We start from the raw sequence: 15,208 nt of genomic DNA, 5'->3' as shown, positions 1-15,208 counted from the left end.
GCGATAGAATTTTCCGCGTCAGCCTTCGCGGGCAGGCGTCGCCATCTCCGCGCCGACGTCGAGCGCGAATTTCAGCGCTTCCTCCGAGGCGAGCGCCGCGACCACTTCGGCCGCCCGTGTGGTCGGGTCGATGCGGTGGCTGACGACCAGGCGCAACGGGCCAAGGCTCGCCGTGCACGGGATGATGGAGAGCGTACCGGCGGCGAGCTCAGCGCGAATGGCGGCAAGCGGCAGCACCGCCGCGCCGAAACCGGCGCCGGCGAGCCGGATGATCGCGGCGATCGAACTGACGCAATGAATGGTCTTCGGCGTGACCCCTTCGCGCCGGCAGGTGTCGAGCAAGGCGAGATGCGGCTGCGAGCCGCGGGTCATGGCGATCAGCGGCCGTTCGGCGAGTTCGGCCAGCGTCAGCATCGTCTTGGCCGCGCCGGCGCCGGACGGCGGCCCGATCCAGCCCATCGGCATGAGGCCGATCTCGCGGTTGCGGATGGTTTCGTCGAGCACCGCGTCGGTCTGGATCGCGATATCCAGCTGGCCGCGCCTGAGATCGTCGTGCAGGCGGTGCGTCGGTTCGGCGGTCAGCTGGATCTCGAGCGCCCCATGCCGGCTCTTCAAGGCATTGAGGAAGTCAATCAGCCAGGTGTGCACAATGGTCTCGACCACGCCGATGCGCAGGGTGCCCGAGAGCTCCGAATTGGTGCGCATCGCGGCCTGCATGTCACGGCCGATTTCGAGCATGCGTTCGGCATAGCTCAACAGCACGCGTCCGGCCGAGGTGAGTTTGAGTTCGCGCGGGTCACGATCGAACAGGCGCTGGCCGAAATCCTCCTCGAGCGAGGCGATGCGGCTCGAAATCGCCGCCTGGGTCAGGTTCAGCCGTTCCGCGGCTCCGCGGAAACTGCCGAGCCTGACCACCCAGACGAAGGCTTCGAGAAAGCGTGTGTTCACCGATCGGACTCGCTCGCAAGGGCTTGGGATCGCGCGGGGCGGAATGAACGGCCCTTCTAGCATGGACCGCCCGGGTCAGCCGAGCGAGCCGAGCCCCTTGAGCGTCGCCCGCACGGCCGCGTCGAGCGGCGTATGCGGCTCTTCGCCAAGCACCGACCTGAGCCGTTGATTGCCCATGCGCAAAGGCACCTGCCAGAGATAACGCATCTCGCCCATTTCCTTGAACAACGGCACGACGGGCGAGGCCAGGGTGACGAGCCACCAGGGAAAAGCGCCGGCCTTCAGCCCCGGCTTGCCGGTGGCCCGGCGGATCGCCCCGATCATCTCGCTGCCGTCGGCGTCCCAATGGCCTTCCATGTGAAAGACCGCGAAAGCGTCCAGTGCGCCCTCGCGCTCGATCAGCCGGACCATGGTTTCCGCGACATCCGGCAGGTAGGCCCATTGGTGGCCGGTGCCGCGCTTGCCGGGATAGGAAATGCGCGAGACCGGCTGGCCGGGCTTCACCAGGCCTTGCGAGAACCAGTTATTGGCAGCCTTCGGCCCGAAGAAATCGCCGGCCCGGACAATCAGCGTCCGCACGCCCTCGCCCGACGCCGCCTCTAGACGGCGTTCCATCTCGACGCGAATGGCGCCCTTGCGGGTCCCCGGCTTCTGCGCCGAGGTCTCGTCGACCTCGGGGAAAGCATCCGGGCCGAAATTATAGACGGTGCCCGGCAGCACGATGCGCGCGCCGGAGGCCCGCGCCGCCGCAATGGTGCTCTCCAGCATGGGCAGCACCAATTCGCTCCAGCGCCGGTAGCCGGGCGGGTTGACCGCGTGGACGATCAGCGAGGCGCCGCGGGCGGCTGCCACGACATCGTCGGTGCGCATGGCGTCGCCCTCGATCCAGGTGATACCCGCCTTGGCCTCGTTGGTCAGCTTGGCGGGATCGCGGTTCAGCGCCCGCACCTGCCAGCCGCGCTCGGCCAGCCGCCGCGCAACCTCGCCGCCGATACCGCCGGTCGCGCCCAGAACCAGTGCCGTCTTCTCGTGTGCCATCTCGTGTCTCCGTTGGCCCGTTGTGAGGACAAGATGGGAGAGGCGGGACTTAAACGAAATTGCCCAAATCCGTGCCGATGCTATACATATATGTATGACGCAGATCGACCCGAGCTGGGATCTCTATCGCACTTTCCTCGCGGTCATGGACGAGGGCTCGCTTTCCGGCGCGGCGCGGACGCTGGGACTGGCGCAGCCGACCATCGGCCGCCATGTCGACACGCTCGAACAGGCGCTCGGCCTGGAGCTGTTCACCCGGTCCCAGCACGGCCTCGCCCCGACCGATGCGGCCGTGCAGCTGCGGCCCTATGCGGAAAGCCTGGCGGCAACCACGGCCGCCCTGGTCCGGGCCGCTTCCGGCGAACGCGAGGCCGTGCATGGCGTGGTCAGGATCGCCGCGAGCGAGGTGATCGGCGTCGAAGTGCTGCCGCCGATCCTGACACCCCTGCGCCAGCGCTATCCGGGGCTGGTGATCGAGCTGACCCTGTCGAGTAGCGCCGAAAATCTGATCCGCCGCGAGGCCGATATCGCCGTGCGCATGTTCAAGCCGCGCCAGGAGGCGCTGGTGGCGCGCCATATCGGCCGGATCGAGGTCAGGCTTCACGCCCACAGGCGCTATCTCGACCGCGCGGGCACGCCGACCACCGTCGAGGACCTTGCCGGCCATACGCTGATCGGCTTCGACAAGGAGACCGCGGCGATCCGCAGCATGAGCCGGCGCGTCGCCGGCTTCGACCGCACGCTGTTCGGCCTGCGCGCCGACAGCGACCTCGCCCAGCTCGCCATGATCCGCGCCGGCTATGGTATCGGCGGCTGCCAGATCGGCGTCGCCAAGCGCGATCCCGCGCTGGTGCTGGTGGTGCCGGAAGCGTTCCAGCTCACGCTCGACACCTGGGTGGCAATGCATGAGGACCTGCGCTCGAGCCGCCGCTGCCGCGTGGTGTTCGACGCGCTGGTGGCCGGGCTTGGGGATTACATCAAGTGGCAGGATGCGCCCTAGGCGCAAGCAGTGAAATCAACCCTCTCCCTCTGGGAGAGAGTTGATTCATCAGCGCTTTTCGCCCTGCGGTCGGCTACGCTGAGGGCTTACGGTCTCTCCACCCTCACTCCAACCGCTTGCGCAGTTCAGCCTTGGCGATCTTTTCGAGCGTCGCGCGCGGCATGTCGTCGACCAAATGGACCTCGCGCGGCACCTTGAAATCGGCCAATGCCTTGCGGCAGGCAACCAGGATATCGTCCTGCAAGGCCGGCGGCGCCTGCGCGGTGCCGCCGTGCGGGATGATGAAGGCGACCGGCACCTCGTCGAGCATGGCGTGCTTCTTGGCAACCACTGCCGCCTCGCGCACGCCCGGCACGGTCAGGATGACCTGCTCGACCTCGGAGGCCGCGACGTTCTCGCCGCCCACCTTCAGCATGTCCTTGTTGCGGTCGGCAAAACGGATGAACCCCTGTTCCAGGAGCGTCACCCGGTCGCCGGTGATGAAGCAGCCGTCGGCGTCAAAACTGTCCCGCATGGCCTTGTCATTGTGCAGATATTCCGCGAACAGCGACAGGCCGGGAATGCCACGGATCAGGAGATTGCCGGTGCCGCCGACAGAGGTCGGGGTGCCGTCGTCCTCGACCACCCGGATCTCGTATTCGGTCGCCGCGCGGCCGATCGACATCGGAATGTTCGGCTGGTTGGCGTCGCCAATGATGCCATGGGTGATGGTCTCGGTCATGCCCCACCAGCCGATGGTCCGGACCCCGAAGATGGCGTCGGTCGGCGGCGACGAGACGGCGCTGCCCCAGAGCCGGAACGTGTGGCTTTTCGGGATTTCGTTTTCCATCAGCGCCCGCACGCAGAACGGCACCACCGAAGTCCAGGTGCAGCGGTGTTCGGCCGCGACCTTCCAGAACCGGCTTGCCGAAAACCGCGGCTGGATGACGGCGGTGGCGCCAACCCAGAGCGCGGCAAGCACCGAATAGGCCTGGGCATTGGTATGGAACAGCGGCAGGTGGACGAGATGCACGTCGTCGGCCCGCAGATCCTCGTGCGTGGCATTGACCTTGGCGCCCCAGAGCGCATTGGCATGGGTCCAGAGCACCGCTTTCGGCCGCGCCGTGGTGCCGGAGGTATATTGCACACTGCAGGGATGAAGCGGATCGGCTGGCCGTCGCGGCCGATCGGCGCTGTCGGCGAACAGCGCCTCGAAGCTCTCGGTGTTTGGTGTGCCGCGGCCTTGGGCCAGCGTCACCCCGGCATCATGGGCCGTGACCGCGATCCAGCGCAGGTTCCTGCACGAACGCGCCACCAGTTCGCCATAGGCAGGCTGGGTGATCGCCGCCACCGCTTGCGAATGGTCGGCGTAATAGTCCATTTCGGCCGGCGCCGAGCGGGTGTTGGTGGTGACCGCCACCGCGCCGAGCTCGACCAGCGCATACCAGGCGAGTAGCGCCTCGATGCAATTGTCGAGATGAACGAGCACGAACTCACCCGGCCTGATGCCGCGCCGGGCCAGGCCGTCGGCAAGCGCGCCGACCCGCTCGTGGAATTCGCCATAGGTCCAGGTCCGGGCCGGCTGGTCGAAGGGCGCCCAGATCAGGAAGGGGTGATCGCGCCGCGTCTCGGCACGCAGCCGGAGAAGCCAGGGTACGTCGAGGCCGGCGAAGGGCCCGACACGGCCCGGTGATGGCGGCAAAGCCGGCATGTATCGTGACCTCCCATGGCGCCGGTTCGTTCAGAGGGATGACCGGCCTGCTCGAACGAAGTGTCGCGCGCGAGCCTCGTCTTGAAAAGGCGGTTCGCGACGCCCCCGGCCATGACGGGGCCAGCCGTTCGGCCGATGCTCGCCGATCGCCGGGCCATCCGGCCCGGCGGCGCCCTGCCCCAGCCGCAGGTCAGGCCCGACCGGCATGCGCCGCTTGTCTCTTGATCCCGGCCGGAACGCGCTCCATGTCTGCAGCGTTGGTCATGAAAGGGTGTGACCGGGGACCGAGCGACCATGAGCAGTGCCATCCACGACAATATCGACGACCGCCGGTTCGAGTTGACCGTCGACGGCCGGATCGTCTTCGCCGATTACCGGCGTGAGCCGTCGTCGATCGTCATCTTCCATGTCGAGGCGCCCGTGCCCTTGCGCGGAACCGGCGCGGCCGGCCGCCTGATGGAAGGCATCGTCGAACTCGCCCGCGCCGAGAACCGCGAACTGGTGCCGCTCTGCTCCTATGCCTCCGCCTGGATGCGGCGGCACAAACAGGAAGTCGGCGTTTCCGGCTGAGACCAGCCGGCCGGCGCGCCTCGCCCTCGTTCGCCTGCGTTGAAATGCCGCCCCCGGCGTGGAACCGCTTGCGGTTTGGCCCCGGCCTCGGCCAATGAGCACCGGCGCGTCCGCGCCGTCAGCTCGAAGGGCAGCGATCCTGGCCAAAATCTTCGAAAGCAAGATCTTCGAAAAGCAGAACGTGTCGCTGGGCATCGTCATGATGCTGGCCGGCTTCTTCCTGTTCGCCGCCAATGACACGCTGGGCAAATGGCTGCTCGGCACCTTCACGGTCGGCCAGATCATGCTGGTGCGCGCGGTGGTGGGCTTGAGCATCATCCTGCCCTTGATCGTCCGCGGCGGGGTCACGCCGATCCGCAGCCAACCGAAACCCTGGCTGCAGGTCCTGCGCGGCGTCCTGTCGACGCTCGAGGCCTCATTGTTCTTCTGGGCGCTGAGCACCCTGCCGCTCGCCAGTGTCATGACCTATTACCTGGCCGGCCCGATCTATGTGACGGCGCTGTCGCCCTGGCTGCTCGGCGAACATGTCGGCTGGCGGCGCTGGAGCGCCGTCTGCGTCGGCTTTTTCGGCGTGGTGCTGGCGCTGTCGCCGTCCGGTGACAGCCTGTCGTTTGGCGCCTTCTGCGCGCTGGCGGGAAGCTTCAGCTATGCCTGCTTCATGATCGCCACCCGCAAGCTCGCCGGCACCAGCAACGCCGTGCTGATGGGCTGGCAGCTGGCCACGGCGCTGGTCTTCGGCATCGTCATGGTGGCCTCGCAGGGCTGGACACCGCCGAGCCAGATCGACGCGCTGTTGCTCGCGGTGCTCGGCATAGGCTCGCTCGCCGGAAATCTCTGCGTCAACCTGGCGTTGAAGCTTGCGCCGGCATCGGTGGTGGTGCCCTATCAATACACGCTGATCGTGTGGGGAATTCTGTTCGGCTATGTGGTGTTCGGCGAGGTCTCGGACATCAAGACGCTGGCCGGAGCCGCGATCATCGTCGGCGCTGGCCTGTTCATCTTCCTGCGCGAACAGCAGTTGCAGCGGCAAAAGCGGCGGCAGGCGGCGGTTTAGGCCTCTGGGCGCCTCGGCAGCACGTTCGCCGCCTTGGTCATGCGCGCCGTATTCACAGGCGGCGCGCACTTCGCTATAACGCCACCAACCAGTCTCCCGCAGTGATGAGCCATGAATTTCGCGAACCAATTGACCGGACGCGCCATGCTCATCTGGGGTGGCCTCGTGGCGGCTCTCATGTTCTCCTTGTGGTTGTGGAGCTGAGCCGCAGCTCAGGGCCTGATCATCTGGAACAGGTCGGCTGAGCGGGCATACCAGCCGCTGCCATGCATGCGGCTGACCAGATCCAGCGCCAGCGTGTCGATATGGCCGCGGGCGGCATCGAGCACGAATTCGTCCGACACATGGGCGCAGACGACTTCGCCGATCACCGTGACCTGGCGGGGGCCGGTCACCACCGAGGCCAGGTTGCGGCATTCGAACGCCACCGGACTGTCGGCGATGCGCGGCGGCGCGACCTTGACCGAAGCCACGGTGTGCAGCCCGGCGAGCGCCAGTTCGTCGACCTCGGCCGGTGCGTCGACGCAGGTCGCGTTCATCGCCGCCGCCAGGCGTGCCGGCACCAGATGGACCACGAATTCGCCGGTCGACAGGATGTTCTCGGCGGTGTCCTTGAAGCCCTTTTCCGGATGGCGCATCACGCCGATCGCGACCGTCGGCGGCTCATGGCCCATGATGTTGAAAAAGCTGAACGGCGCGGCATTGGCGACACCCTCGGGCGAACGGGTCGTCACCCAGGCGATCGGCCGCGGCGTCACGGTGGCGGTGAGGATCTTGTAGCGGACATCGGCGGCCAGCGTGGTCATGTCGAACAGCATGGCGAGCCTCAGGTTCCGGCCAGCGTCGAGACGGCAGCCTTTGGCCTGATATCGACGGTCAGCTGGAACACGTCCGGCCGGGCGTAATGGCCGGTGGCGTCGAAATCGAACTTGCCGCGCGCGACCTCGTCGAGGTCGATCTCGGCATAAAGCAGGGTCTCACCGGTGAAATCCGGACCCGCCAGCACCTTGCCGAGCGGGTCGACGATGGCGCTGCCGCCGCGCATCAACACGGTCTCCGGATCGTCGCCTAGGGCGCATTCGAAATCCGCAGCATAGGCGCCGCGCCGGATGTGCTGGCATGCGGTCAGCACGAAGCAGCGGCCTTCCAGCGCGATGTGGCGCATCGACGGCAGCCAGGTGTCGCGATCGTCGGCGGTCGGTGCGCAATAGATGCTAATGCCCTGGCTGAACATGTGCATGCGCAGCATGGGCATGTAGTTTTCCCAGCAGATCACCGCGCCGATCCGGCCGAGCGAGGTATCGAAGACCGGCATGGTGGAACCGTCGCCGAAGCCCCAGATCAGCCGCTCACCGGCCGTCGGCATCAGTTTGCGATGTTTGCCGACCAGACCGGCCCCACCGTCGAAGAACAGCACGGTGCAATAGAGCGTCGCCTGGTCGCGTTCGATGCAGCCGACCACGGCGAACAGGCCGGTGGCCGCGGTGGCGGCGGCGATCGTCTCGACCTCGGGGCCGTCCAGGTCGATCGCCTGTTCCCAATAGAGCCGGAACGCCTCGCGACCCTCGGGCTTGCGCATGCCGACCGGCGCACCGAACGAGGCGCCTTTCGGATAGCCGCCGAGGAAAGCCTCGGGAAAGACGATGAGGCGGGCGCCGGCCCTGGCGGCCTCGCCGATCAGGCGCGCCGCCTTGGCCGCGGAGGCCGTCGTATCATCAGGGCATGAAGCCGCCTGGGCAACGGCGGCCTTGTAGCTGGCGGTCTTGATGCGGCTCATGGTGTCGATCCGGAATGCGAAGCGCGGGTAAGAACCACGGGCGGCCCGAGGGCGGCCCGTGGCACGGGAACGCCGGGTTCAGAGTTCTTTGGCGAGTTGCGGCTTGTTCGGCAGCACGATGACACCGATCAGCAAGGTGACCGACGTGATGACGACCGGGTACCAGAGACCGGCAAAGACATCGCCGACCGCCAGCGACAGATAGGTCGCGAAGAACGGCAGGAAGCCGCCGAAGATGCCGGCGCCGATGTGATAGGGGAACGACAGCGCGGTGTAGCGGATATTGGCCGGGAACAGCTCGACCAGGAAGGACGCGACCGGGCCGTAGATCATCGCCACCACGATGGTCATGATCACCAGGAGCAGGACGATCTTCGCCGAGGCGACCTGGGCGGGATCCGCCTTGGCCGGATAGCCGGCCTCGCCCAGCACTTTGCGATAGGCGGCGGGATCGTAGCCCTGGACAGTCCTGCCCTGGACCGAGATCGCCACCGCCTGGCCTTCGAGCGGCGCGGCATAGCTGAAGTTGATGCCACCGGCGATCAACAGCTTCTTGGCCTGGACGCAAGGCTTGGCATGATCGCCATGGGTGTTCAAAAGCGAGGCGGCGAGCCCGAAGCTGCAGGCATCGCTGGCGGTGTCGGCATGCACGGTCACCGGCGCGCTGCGGGTCGCGGCGACCAGTTGCGGATTGCCGGCCTCCATCAGCGACGCGAACATCGGCCGGTAGCACACCGCCGCCAGCAGCAGGCCCGCCATCATCAGCCACTTGCGGCCGATCCGGTCGGACAGCCAGCCGAACAGGATGAAGCTCGGCGAGCCGATCAGCAGGCCGACGGCCATCAGCATATAGGAGGTCTGCAGGTCGATCTTCACCACCTGCTGCATGAAGATCATGACGTAGAACTGGCCGGTGAAATAGGACGCGCCCATGCCGGCGGTGACGCCGAACAGCGCGATCAGGATGAGGCGCAGGCTGGACCAGCGGCCGAAGGTGTCGCGCACCGGATTTTTCGACAGGCGGCGCTCGGCCTTCATGCGCGCGAAGACCGGCGATTCATGCAGCTTGGCGCGGACATAGATCGAGAAGGCCAGCATCGCGATCGACAGGATGAAAGGCAGGCGCCAGCCCCAGACCTTGAACGCTTCTTCGGTCATGAAGGCCTGGGTGCCGAGGATGACGATGATCGACAGGGCGAGCCCGATCGACGAGGTGATCTGGATCCAGCCGGTCAGCAGGCCGCGCCGGTCGGCGCGCGAATGCTCGGCGACATAGATCACCGCGCCGCCATATTCGCCGCCGACGGCGAGCCCCTGCACCAGCCGCAGCACGAGAAGCGAGATCCAGGCGGCATGGCCGACGGTCGCATAGCTCGGCAGGAAGCCGATCAGCGCAGTGCTGCCGCCCATCATCACGATGGTGATCAGGAAGGTGTATTTGCGGCCGACCATGTCGCCGATGCGGCCGAACAGGATGGCACCGATCGGGCGGATGACGAAACCGGCGGCCAGCGCGCCGAGCGAGGCCAGCAGCGCCGCGGTCGGATTATCGGGCGGGAACAGCACCGAGCTCATGAACACGGCCAGCGAGCCGTAGATGAAGAAGTCGTACCACTCGAACACCGTGCCGAGTGTCGAGGCCAGCACGACCTGGCGCTCCTCGGAGCGTGTGAAGTCGCGATCGGCCGCGGCCGTCATCGTCGTCGCATCCATTGCCATTCCCCTGATCTGGCATTGCCGAGGCCGCCCGAATGGTCTTCGGTCAGCTCTTCAATTCTCTATCGTCAAAAAGATATGATATTGTCAAATATCGCAAGCTTGAATTTTCGGCTGCCAGCGCCCAAGCTTGCGGCACGCTCAGGACCAGACAGAAGCGTTTGATTCCAAAGGATATTCAGTGGCAGAGCCGCGCGAACCCAGAGCCCGCCGGGCCGTGGAAAAGTCGTTTCCCGATCAGTCGGTTGCCGAGCCGAAGCGGACAAAAGCGGCGAAACCTCCCAAGACGGAGCGCTCCGGCCGGCGCGGCATCCAGTCGATCGAGATCGGCTTCAAGATCCTCGACGTCCTGCGCACCGAGCGAAGCCCGGTGCCGCTCAAGATGATCGCTGCCGGCACCGGCATGTCGGCCGCCAATGTCCATTATTACCTGGTGAGCTTTCAGGCCGTCGGCATCGTCCGCCAGGAGGCCGATACCGGCTGCTACGCGCTCGGGCCCTATGCCCTGAAGCTCGGCATGGCGGCGATCGAGCAGTTCGACGTGTTCACCGCGGCCCGGCCGGTGATGGCGGAACTGGCCACCACCATCGGCCATACCGTATTTCTCGGCGTCTGGGGCAATCGCGGACCGACCATCGTTTATCGGGTGGAGGGCGGCAGCAGCCGGCCGATCATCGAATTGCGGGTCGGCAGCGTGCTGACCTTGCTGCGATCGGCGCTCGGCCGCAATTTCCTGGCGCATCTGCCGCGCGACATCACCGGCGCCATGCTCGACCAGGAACTCCTGGAGGAGCGGTCGCAGGCCGCCCTCGTCAGGGCCGACGACACGCCGGCCGCCAAGACCGAGGTCGAGGACATGGTGGCGACGATCCGGAAGAACGGCATCAGCCGCTGCCGCGACGCACTGCTGGCGAATTTCACCTCGCTGTCGGCTCCGATCTTCGACCAGGGCGGTTTCATGATCGCCGCCATCACCCTCATGGGGCCGATCGGCACGCTCGACGACGACCTCGGCGGCCCGACGGCGGAAGCCCTGCGCAGCCAGGCCCGCATCATCTCGGCGACCGCCGGCTGGGCGCCGTGACCGGCCTCTATCCCGGAAACAGCACGGTCCGATCACCGGTCAGCCAGACATTGTCGATCGTCATGTGATCGATCGTCCAGCGGTCGGCTTGGCGCGACAGCTCGACCGTATAGATGTTCTTCAACAGGAGATGGCGGCTGTGGTCGCCCTTTGGCAGATGTTGCGCTTCGACCAGCGCGAACAGGGTCGCGCGCCGGCCGTCATAAGCGGTGACCCTGGGATTGGTGACGGTGTGGGTCGTGTCGAGCCCGCCGACATTGGCCAGGATGATGTCGGCGATGGCCTGCCGACCGTGGAATACCGGGATCTCCGCCCCCAGGCGGCGCGCCGGGCCGGTGAAGTCGACGGTCGCAGGCTCCGAGAAGGCCGACAGGAACAGGGCACGATCGGCCAGGTCCTGGCCAGCCCCGAAACGGTAGAGTGCGTCGACGATGGCCGAGCGCTCGAGCGGCGGAACGGCAGTGATGACGGCGGTCGAAGCGGTGTCCATGCGGGCCTCCAGGCGTGGTTGGAAGCCTGCACTGGTCGCAGAGTTGGAGTAGGCTCGACAAGAACGCACCTCAAGGCAACGAGCCTCCCTCATGCATAGCGATGCTGCCCGCCCCCAAGATCCCCACCGCCAAGATCCGGACCACCCAGATCCGCGCCCGATGGATCCGTGCTCCGAGCAATGCCCGATCCTGATTCGCGAAACGCTTGACCTGATCGCAGCGAAATGGACCGTGCCGATCTTCTTCGCCCTCGATGCCGCGGCAGCGCCGCTGCGTTATGCCGACCTGCAGCGGCGGGTCGGCGCGATCACGCCGAAAGAACTCGCCAAACACCTGCGCCAGCTCGAAGCCGCCGGCCTGGTCAGCCGCCAGGTGCATCCGACCGTGCCGCCGCGCGTCGACTACGCGCTGACCGAGCTCGGCCACAGCCTGCATCCGAGCCTCGAAAGCCTTGCCAACTGGGCCGCCCGTTTCGGCGAGACGGTCGCCAGCAACCGCAAGGCCAACGAACGGCCGCCGGCGGTGCGGCTGATCAAGCCGGTCTATCGCGTGCCGGATTGAGGATGGCGCGGCGCGCTCCGGGCGGCGCCGCGTGCCGGCACATCACTTGGGCAACGTCACTTGCGCCCCGCGACGAGCAGGAACGCCGGGCGCTGACGCTCGTCGGCAAGCGCGGGCTGGGCGGCGATCTGGGCCGGCGTCGGGCCCCATTCCTCGACATGAACAATGGTCACGCCGAGGCCGATCAGCAGGTTGAGATAGCTGCCGATGGTCCGGTGCTGCTTGATCACGCCCTTGGCGAGCCAGTCGGTGGTGCGCGGGCTCTCGTCGAGGTAGCCGTCGACCGGCCAGACGGTGCGGCCGGCCGCGTCGATGGTCCACCCCGGCGTCGACGGCGCGGTGTAGATCGGGTGCTCCACCGAGAAAACGAAACGGCCGCCGGGGACGAGCGCCCGGCTGACCTCGCCCATCAGCCGTTCGAGATTCTCGACATAGTGAAAGGCCAGCGAGCTGTAGATCAGGTCGAAGGCATTGGGCTGCAGCACGACCTGCTCCAGATCGCCCTTGGCATAGCTGATCGCGCCGTCAACGGTCGCCGCCCTCGCCCTGGCCAGCATGTTCTCGGAGACATCGATGCCGAGAACCTTGCCAGCCCCCATCTCGCGCGCGGCGCGGCAGAACCAGCCGAAACCGCAGCCGAGGTCGAGCACGCTCGCGCCCGCAAGATTTGGCAGCAGCGCCCTTAGCGCCGGCCATTCCGGCGCGGCATCCAGCCCTTCGACCGAGCGCGGCAGCCGGCTGTAGCCCTCGAAAAACGTCGGTTGGTCATAGATATTCTGGGTCATCGTCAGGCTCTGCAACGATCGTGGCGCTGAAGGCGGCGACCAGGCCACGAAAAGGCCCCGCCTGTCGCCGGCGGGGCCCGAACGGTCGAACGACCGTGGACTTGGCGAACCATCATCGGCCGACGGCGAGGCGTCAAGACTGGACGCCGCGCCACGGTGCTCTCCGCCAGACGGCCGCTATCGTGTCGCCGGCGCCAGATCGGCCACCGGCCGGCCACGTGGCTTCAGCCCGAACAGCGGCCGCAGCCAGCCGACACGACGCACCACCTCATAGGTCAGAACGCAGGTCGCGGCAGTCGCCAGGATGACGAGCGTGGCCTCGAGCCAGGCCGGCAAGCCGTAAGATTTGAGGCCATAGGCCGCAACGATGATCGCCGTCTGGTGGACGATGTAATAGGGAAACACCGCGTCGGTCAGATAGCGCCGGGCCGGCGTATCCCGCACGCTCAGCCAGCGCCGGCCGAAGCCGAGGACCGCGGCGATCCAGCACCATTGATCGATGCCGTAGATGAGGCGCAGGCCAGCCAGCACGAGTTCCGAGGACAGCCCCTGCCGGCGCAGGACGAGATAGAGCCCATAGGCGACAAGAGCCCCGGCGAGGGCCGGCCAGCGCCATTGCTCCAGCGCCTGCCAGACGGCGTCCGAGCGGGCGACCAGAAAGCCGAACATGAAGACCGAGAAATAGAGCGCGTGGGCATACCAGTCGTCGATGAGCGTATGGGTCACGGGGAAGCGCGGGAACAGCACGACCCGGTAGACCACCAGCACGGCGCAAGGCCACAGCAGGATACCCGGCCCGGCGAGCATCCGCGCAAGCCCGGCTTCGGCGCGCCGGACAAGGCCCGGCGCCAGCCAGAGAATCGCCGCCAGCACCATGGAATAGGCCCAGAGGTAGATCACGAACCACAGGTGGTTCCAGGTCGGCAGGATGAGACAAGGCGGCCGCCCGCCAGGCCCCGCGCAAAATTGCCCTGGAAGCGTCAGATAGTGCTGCCGGTAAAATTCGCCGAAGCTGCCGACATAACCGAAGCTGTCGACGACCTGCAGGTAGGCCTGGGGCGCCACGATGACCAGCATGCCGAAGATGAGCGGCGGCAGCAGTCTGGCCGAGCGCAGGCCGGCCAGCTGGCCCGCCCGCAGCTTGCTCGCCATGAAACAGGTCGCGGTGCCCGAGACCAGAAACAACAGTGCCAGCCGCCAGGGGTTGAGCGCCAGCATCAGCGGTTCGAGGCCGGGAACCCTGCTTGAGCTCTTCACGTGGAAGGTCCAGGTCACGTAGAGCAAGCCGACGTGGTAGAGGATGAGGAGGCCGAAGGCCGCGATGCGGATCCAGTCGAGATCGATGCGACGTTCAGCCGGCTCTGGTGTTGCTTCAGCCATGATGTTCGGTCCCGTGATGGTTCATGGACAAATCCGTCTCCGCCAAGTCACATCCGTCCGACCGGCGTCCGCGTCCAGATGGCGCGGGAGGAAAGGCGCTTTCGATGGGATGGGCGGCACCGCACCGGGACAAGCGGTGGTGACGACGTGACGAGCGGAATTGGTCAAGCGGGCCCGACCGAGCCGCCGGCGCGTGTCTCGCCCTGGAAAATCTATGTCGTCCTGGCGGTGGTGCTGGTCGCGGTCGCCGTCGTCAATGCGGTGTCGGTCGTCGATGACGCGGCGCGCTTTGCCGGACGGACCCTGCCTCTGCCGCTGATCCTGCTCTGGGAACTGTCGAGCGTGCTTGTCGTTTTCGCGCTCGCGCCGATGATCCGATGGGGCGCTTTGCAGGTACGCGGCGGCGGCATCGCAGAGGTCGCGCGCGCCGTCGTCGTCAATGCCGGGCTGGTGGTTCTCTTCTCGGCGCTGCACGTCGCTGGAATGGTGCTGCTGCGCAAGCTTGGCCATGCGGCCTTTGGCGCCGGGCCCTATGTCTTCGACCTGTCGCTCGCCAAACTCGTCTACGAACTGCGCAAGGACGCGCTGACCTATCTTCTGATCGGCTCGGTCTTCTGGCTCAACAAGGGCTGGGCCGACCGGCCGCAGGACGACGCCGCGCAAGCCGACGCCGTGCAAGCCAGCGGCGCGGCCGAGACCGGCGTCGCGAGCGCAACGACCGTCGCGACGCCGCAGGCCTTCTGGCTCCGCGACGGTTCGGCCAGCATCAAGATCGACCCTGCCATGATCGTCTGGGTCCAGTCGGCCGGCAATTATGTCGAATATTGCCTGGTGGACGGCCAGCGCCACCTGATCCGCGCGACGCTTCGCGCCGAAGAGCAGCGCCTGCAGCCGTTCGGCATCATCCGCGTGCATCGCACCCGGCTGGTCAATCCGGCGCGAATCGAGCGGATCGAGATGCGCCCCTCGGGCGACGCCGAACTGAAGCTCGAGACCGGCGAGACCATTGCCGGCAGCCGCCGTTACGGCATCGGCGAAACCCTGAGACACGTCGTCCGGACGCCGGGCGCATGACTGGCGACATAATGGCGCGGCCTATCGCTACTTGACCTTA

The 15,208-nt window shown here is 66.7% G+C and carries 15 protein-coding genes; 6 read left to right on the top strand and 9 right to left on the bottom strand.

What is annotated here, in order from left to right:
• Nucleotides 1–18: 18 nt before the first annotated feature.
• The gene (locus E8M01_RS26640; RefSeq protein WP_136962918.1) at nucleotides 19–948 is read right to left on the bottom strand and encodes a LysR family transcriptional regulator; all 930 of its coding nucleotides are present in this window, start codon (nucleotides 946–948) and stop codon (nucleotides 19–21) included.
• Nucleotides 949–1,023: 75 nt separating this feature from the next.
• The gene (locus E8M01_RS26635) at nucleotides 1,024–1,986 is read right to left on the bottom strand and encodes an SDR family NAD(P)-dependent oxidoreductase (RefSeq protein WP_136962917.1); all 963 of its coding nucleotides are present in this window, start codon (nucleotides 1,984–1,986) and stop codon (nucleotides 1,024–1,026) included.
• A 94-nt stretch (nucleotides 1,987–2,080) separates the two neighbouring features.
• Between E8M01_RS26635 and E8M01_RS26630 the strand changes: the two genes are divergently transcribed.
• Complete coding sequence (locus tag E8M01_RS26630; RefSeq protein ID WP_136962916.1) at nucleotides 2,081–2,986, top strand: LysR family transcriptional regulator; 906 nt, start codon at nucleotides 2,081–2,083, stop codon at nucleotides 2,984–2,986.
• Nucleotides 2,987–3,089: 103 nt separating this feature from the next.
• Here E8M01_RS26630 and E8M01_RS26625 read toward each other — a convergent pair whose 3' ends face one another.
• Nucleotides 3,090–4,676 (bottom strand): AMP-binding protein, encoded by a 1,587-nt coding sequence (locus E8M01_RS26625; RefSeq protein ID WP_136962915.1) that lies wholly within the window; start codon nucleotides 4,674–4,676, stop codon nucleotides 3,090–3,092.
• A gap of 294 nt (nucleotides 4,677–4,970) precedes the next feature.
• Between E8M01_RS26625 and E8M01_RS26620 the strand changes: the two genes are divergently transcribed.
• Entirely contained in the window at nucleotides 4,971–5,246 is a 276-nt protein-coding gene (locus E8M01_RS26620; RefSeq protein WP_136962914.1) for a GNAT family N-acetyltransferase, read from the top strand.
• A 181-nt stretch (nucleotides 5,247–5,427) separates the two neighbouring features.
• Nucleotides 5,428–6,300, top strand: coding sequence for a DMT family transporter (locus tag E8M01_RS26615; RefSeq protein WP_246088443.1), 873 nt, complete (start codon nucleotides 5,428–5,430; stop codon nucleotides 6,298–6,300).
• A 212-nt stretch (nucleotides 6,301–6,512) separates the two neighbouring features.
• On the opposite strand, the gene E8M01_RS26610 is transcribed toward E8M01_RS26615, so the two are convergent.
• From E8M01_RS26610 to E8M01_RS26600, 3 genes are all read right to left on the bottom strand, one after another.
• Complete coding sequence (locus E8M01_RS26610; protein ID WP_136962912.1) at nucleotides 6,513–7,118, bottom strand: flavin reductase family protein; 606 nt, start codon at nucleotides 7,116–7,118, stop codon at nucleotides 6,513–6,515.
• 8 nt (nucleotides 7,119–7,126) lie between these two features.
• Nucleotides 7,127–8,077 (bottom strand): carbon-nitrogen hydrolase family protein, encoded by a 951-nt coding sequence (locus E8M01_RS26605; protein ID WP_136962911.1) that lies wholly within the window; start codon nucleotides 8,075–8,077, stop codon nucleotides 7,127–7,129.
• 78 nt (nucleotides 8,078–8,155) lie between these two features.
• On the bottom strand, nucleotides 8,156–9,790 hold the full coding sequence (locus tag E8M01_RS26600; RefSeq protein WP_170182092.1) for an MFS transporter: 1,635 nt from the start codon (nucleotides 9,788–9,790) through the stop codon (nucleotides 8,156–8,158).
• Between the two features lie 220 nt (nucleotides 9,791–10,010).
• Here E8M01_RS26600 and E8M01_RS26595 point away from each other — a divergent pair, with 220 nt between their 5' ends.
• Nucleotides 10,011–10,877 carry an IclR family transcriptional regulator gene (locus E8M01_RS26595; RefSeq protein WP_136962909.1) on the top strand — a complete coding sequence of 289 codons (867 nt, stop codon included), beginning with the start codon at nucleotides 10,011–10,013 and terminating at the stop codon, nucleotides 10,875–10,877.
• Nucleotides 10,878–10,884: 7 nt separating this feature from the next.
• On the opposite strand, the gene E8M01_RS26590 is transcribed toward E8M01_RS26595, so the two are convergent.
• Nucleotides 10,885–11,367 (bottom strand): nuclear transport factor 2 family protein, encoded by a 483-nt coding sequence (locus E8M01_RS26590; protein WP_136962908.1) that lies wholly within the window; start codon nucleotides 11,365–11,367, stop codon nucleotides 10,885–10,887.
• 160 nt (nucleotides 11,368–11,527) lie between these two features.
• Here E8M01_RS26590 and E8M01_RS26585 point away from each other — a divergent pair, with 160 nt between their 5' ends.
• Nucleotides 11,528–11,929: a winged helix-turn-helix transcriptional regulator gene (locus tag E8M01_RS26585; protein WP_136962907.1), complete on the top strand. Its 402-nt coding sequence runs from the start codon at nucleotides 11,528–11,530 to the stop codon at nucleotides 11,927–11,929.
• A gap of 56 nt (nucleotides 11,930–11,985) precedes the next feature.
• Here E8M01_RS26585 and E8M01_RS26580 read toward each other — a convergent pair whose 3' ends face one another.
• Entirely contained in the window at nucleotides 11,986–12,714 is a 729-nt protein-coding gene (locus E8M01_RS26580; protein ID WP_136962906.1) for a class I SAM-dependent methyltransferase, read from the bottom strand.
• Nucleotides 12,715–12,891: 177 nt separating this feature from the next.
• On the bottom strand, nucleotides 12,892–14,094 hold the full coding sequence (locus E8M01_RS26575; protein ID WP_136962905.1) for an acyltransferase family protein: 1,203 nt from the start codon (nucleotides 14,092–14,094) through the stop codon (nucleotides 12,892–12,894).
• A 147-nt stretch (nucleotides 14,095–14,241) separates the two neighbouring features.
• Here E8M01_RS26575 and E8M01_RS26570 point away from each other — a divergent pair, with 147 nt between their 5' ends.
• Entirely contained in the window at nucleotides 14,242–15,168 is a 927-nt protein-coding gene (locus tag E8M01_RS26570; protein WP_170182091.1) for a LytTR family DNA-binding domain-containing protein, read from the top strand.
• Nucleotides 15,169–15,208 lie beyond the last annotated feature (40 nt).

This window comes from Phreatobacter stygius, assembly GCF_005144885.1.
In the GTDB taxonomy this organism is placed as follows: domain Bacteria; phylum Pseudomonadota; class Alphaproteobacteria; order Rhizobiales; family Phreatobacteraceae; genus Phreatobacter; species Phreatobacter stygius.
The sequence above is the reverse complement of the archived record's forward strand: the minus strand, read 5'-3'. Positions and strand labels throughout refer to the sequence as shown.

Excerpts from the sequence above, each read along its gene's own strand:
- E8M01_RS26635 (WP_136962917.1), bottom strand. The coding sequence starts at position 1,986 with ATGGCACACGAGAAGACGGCACTGGTTCTGGGCGCGACCGGCGGTATC.
- E8M01_RS26630 (WP_136962916.1), top strand. The coding sequence starts at position 2,081 with ATGACGCAGATCGACCCGAGCTGGGATCTCTATCGCACTTTCCTCGCG.
- E8M01_RS26625 (WP_136962915.1), bottom strand. The coding sequence starts at position 4,676 with ATGCCGGCTTTGCCGCCATCACCGGGCCGTGTCGGGCCCTTCGCCGGC.
- E8M01_RS26620 (WP_136962914.1), top strand. The coding sequence starts at position 4,971 with ATGAGCAGTGCCATCCACGACAATATCGACGACCGCCGGTTCGAGTTG.
- E8M01_RS26610 (WP_136962912.1), bottom strand. The coding sequence starts at position 7,118 with ATGCTGTTCGACATGACCACGCTGGCCGCCGATGTCCGCTACAAGATC.
- E8M01_RS26605 (WP_136962911.1), bottom strand. The coding sequence starts at position 8,077 with ATGAGCCGCATCAAGACCGCCAGCTACAAGGCCGCCGTTGCCCAGGCG.
- E8M01_RS26600 (WP_170182092.1), bottom strand. The coding sequence starts at position 9,790 with ATGGATGCGACGACGATGACGGCCGCGGCCGATCGCGACTTCACACGC.
- E8M01_RS26590 (WP_136962908.1), bottom strand. The coding sequence starts at position 11,367 with ATGGACACCGCTTCGACCGCCGTCATCACTGCCGTTCCGCCGCTCGAG.
- E8M01_RS26585 (WP_136962907.1), top strand. The coding sequence starts at position 11,528 with ATGGATCCGTGCTCCGAGCAATGCCCGATCCTGATTCGCGAAACGCTT.
- E8M01_RS26580 (WP_136962906.1), bottom strand. The coding sequence starts at position 12,714 with ATGACCCAGAATATCTATGACCAACCGACGTTTTTCGAGGGCTACAGC.
- E8M01_RS26575 (WP_136962905.1), bottom strand. The coding sequence starts at position 14,094 with ATGGCTGAAGCAACACCAGAGCCGGCTGAACGTCGCATCGATCTCGAC.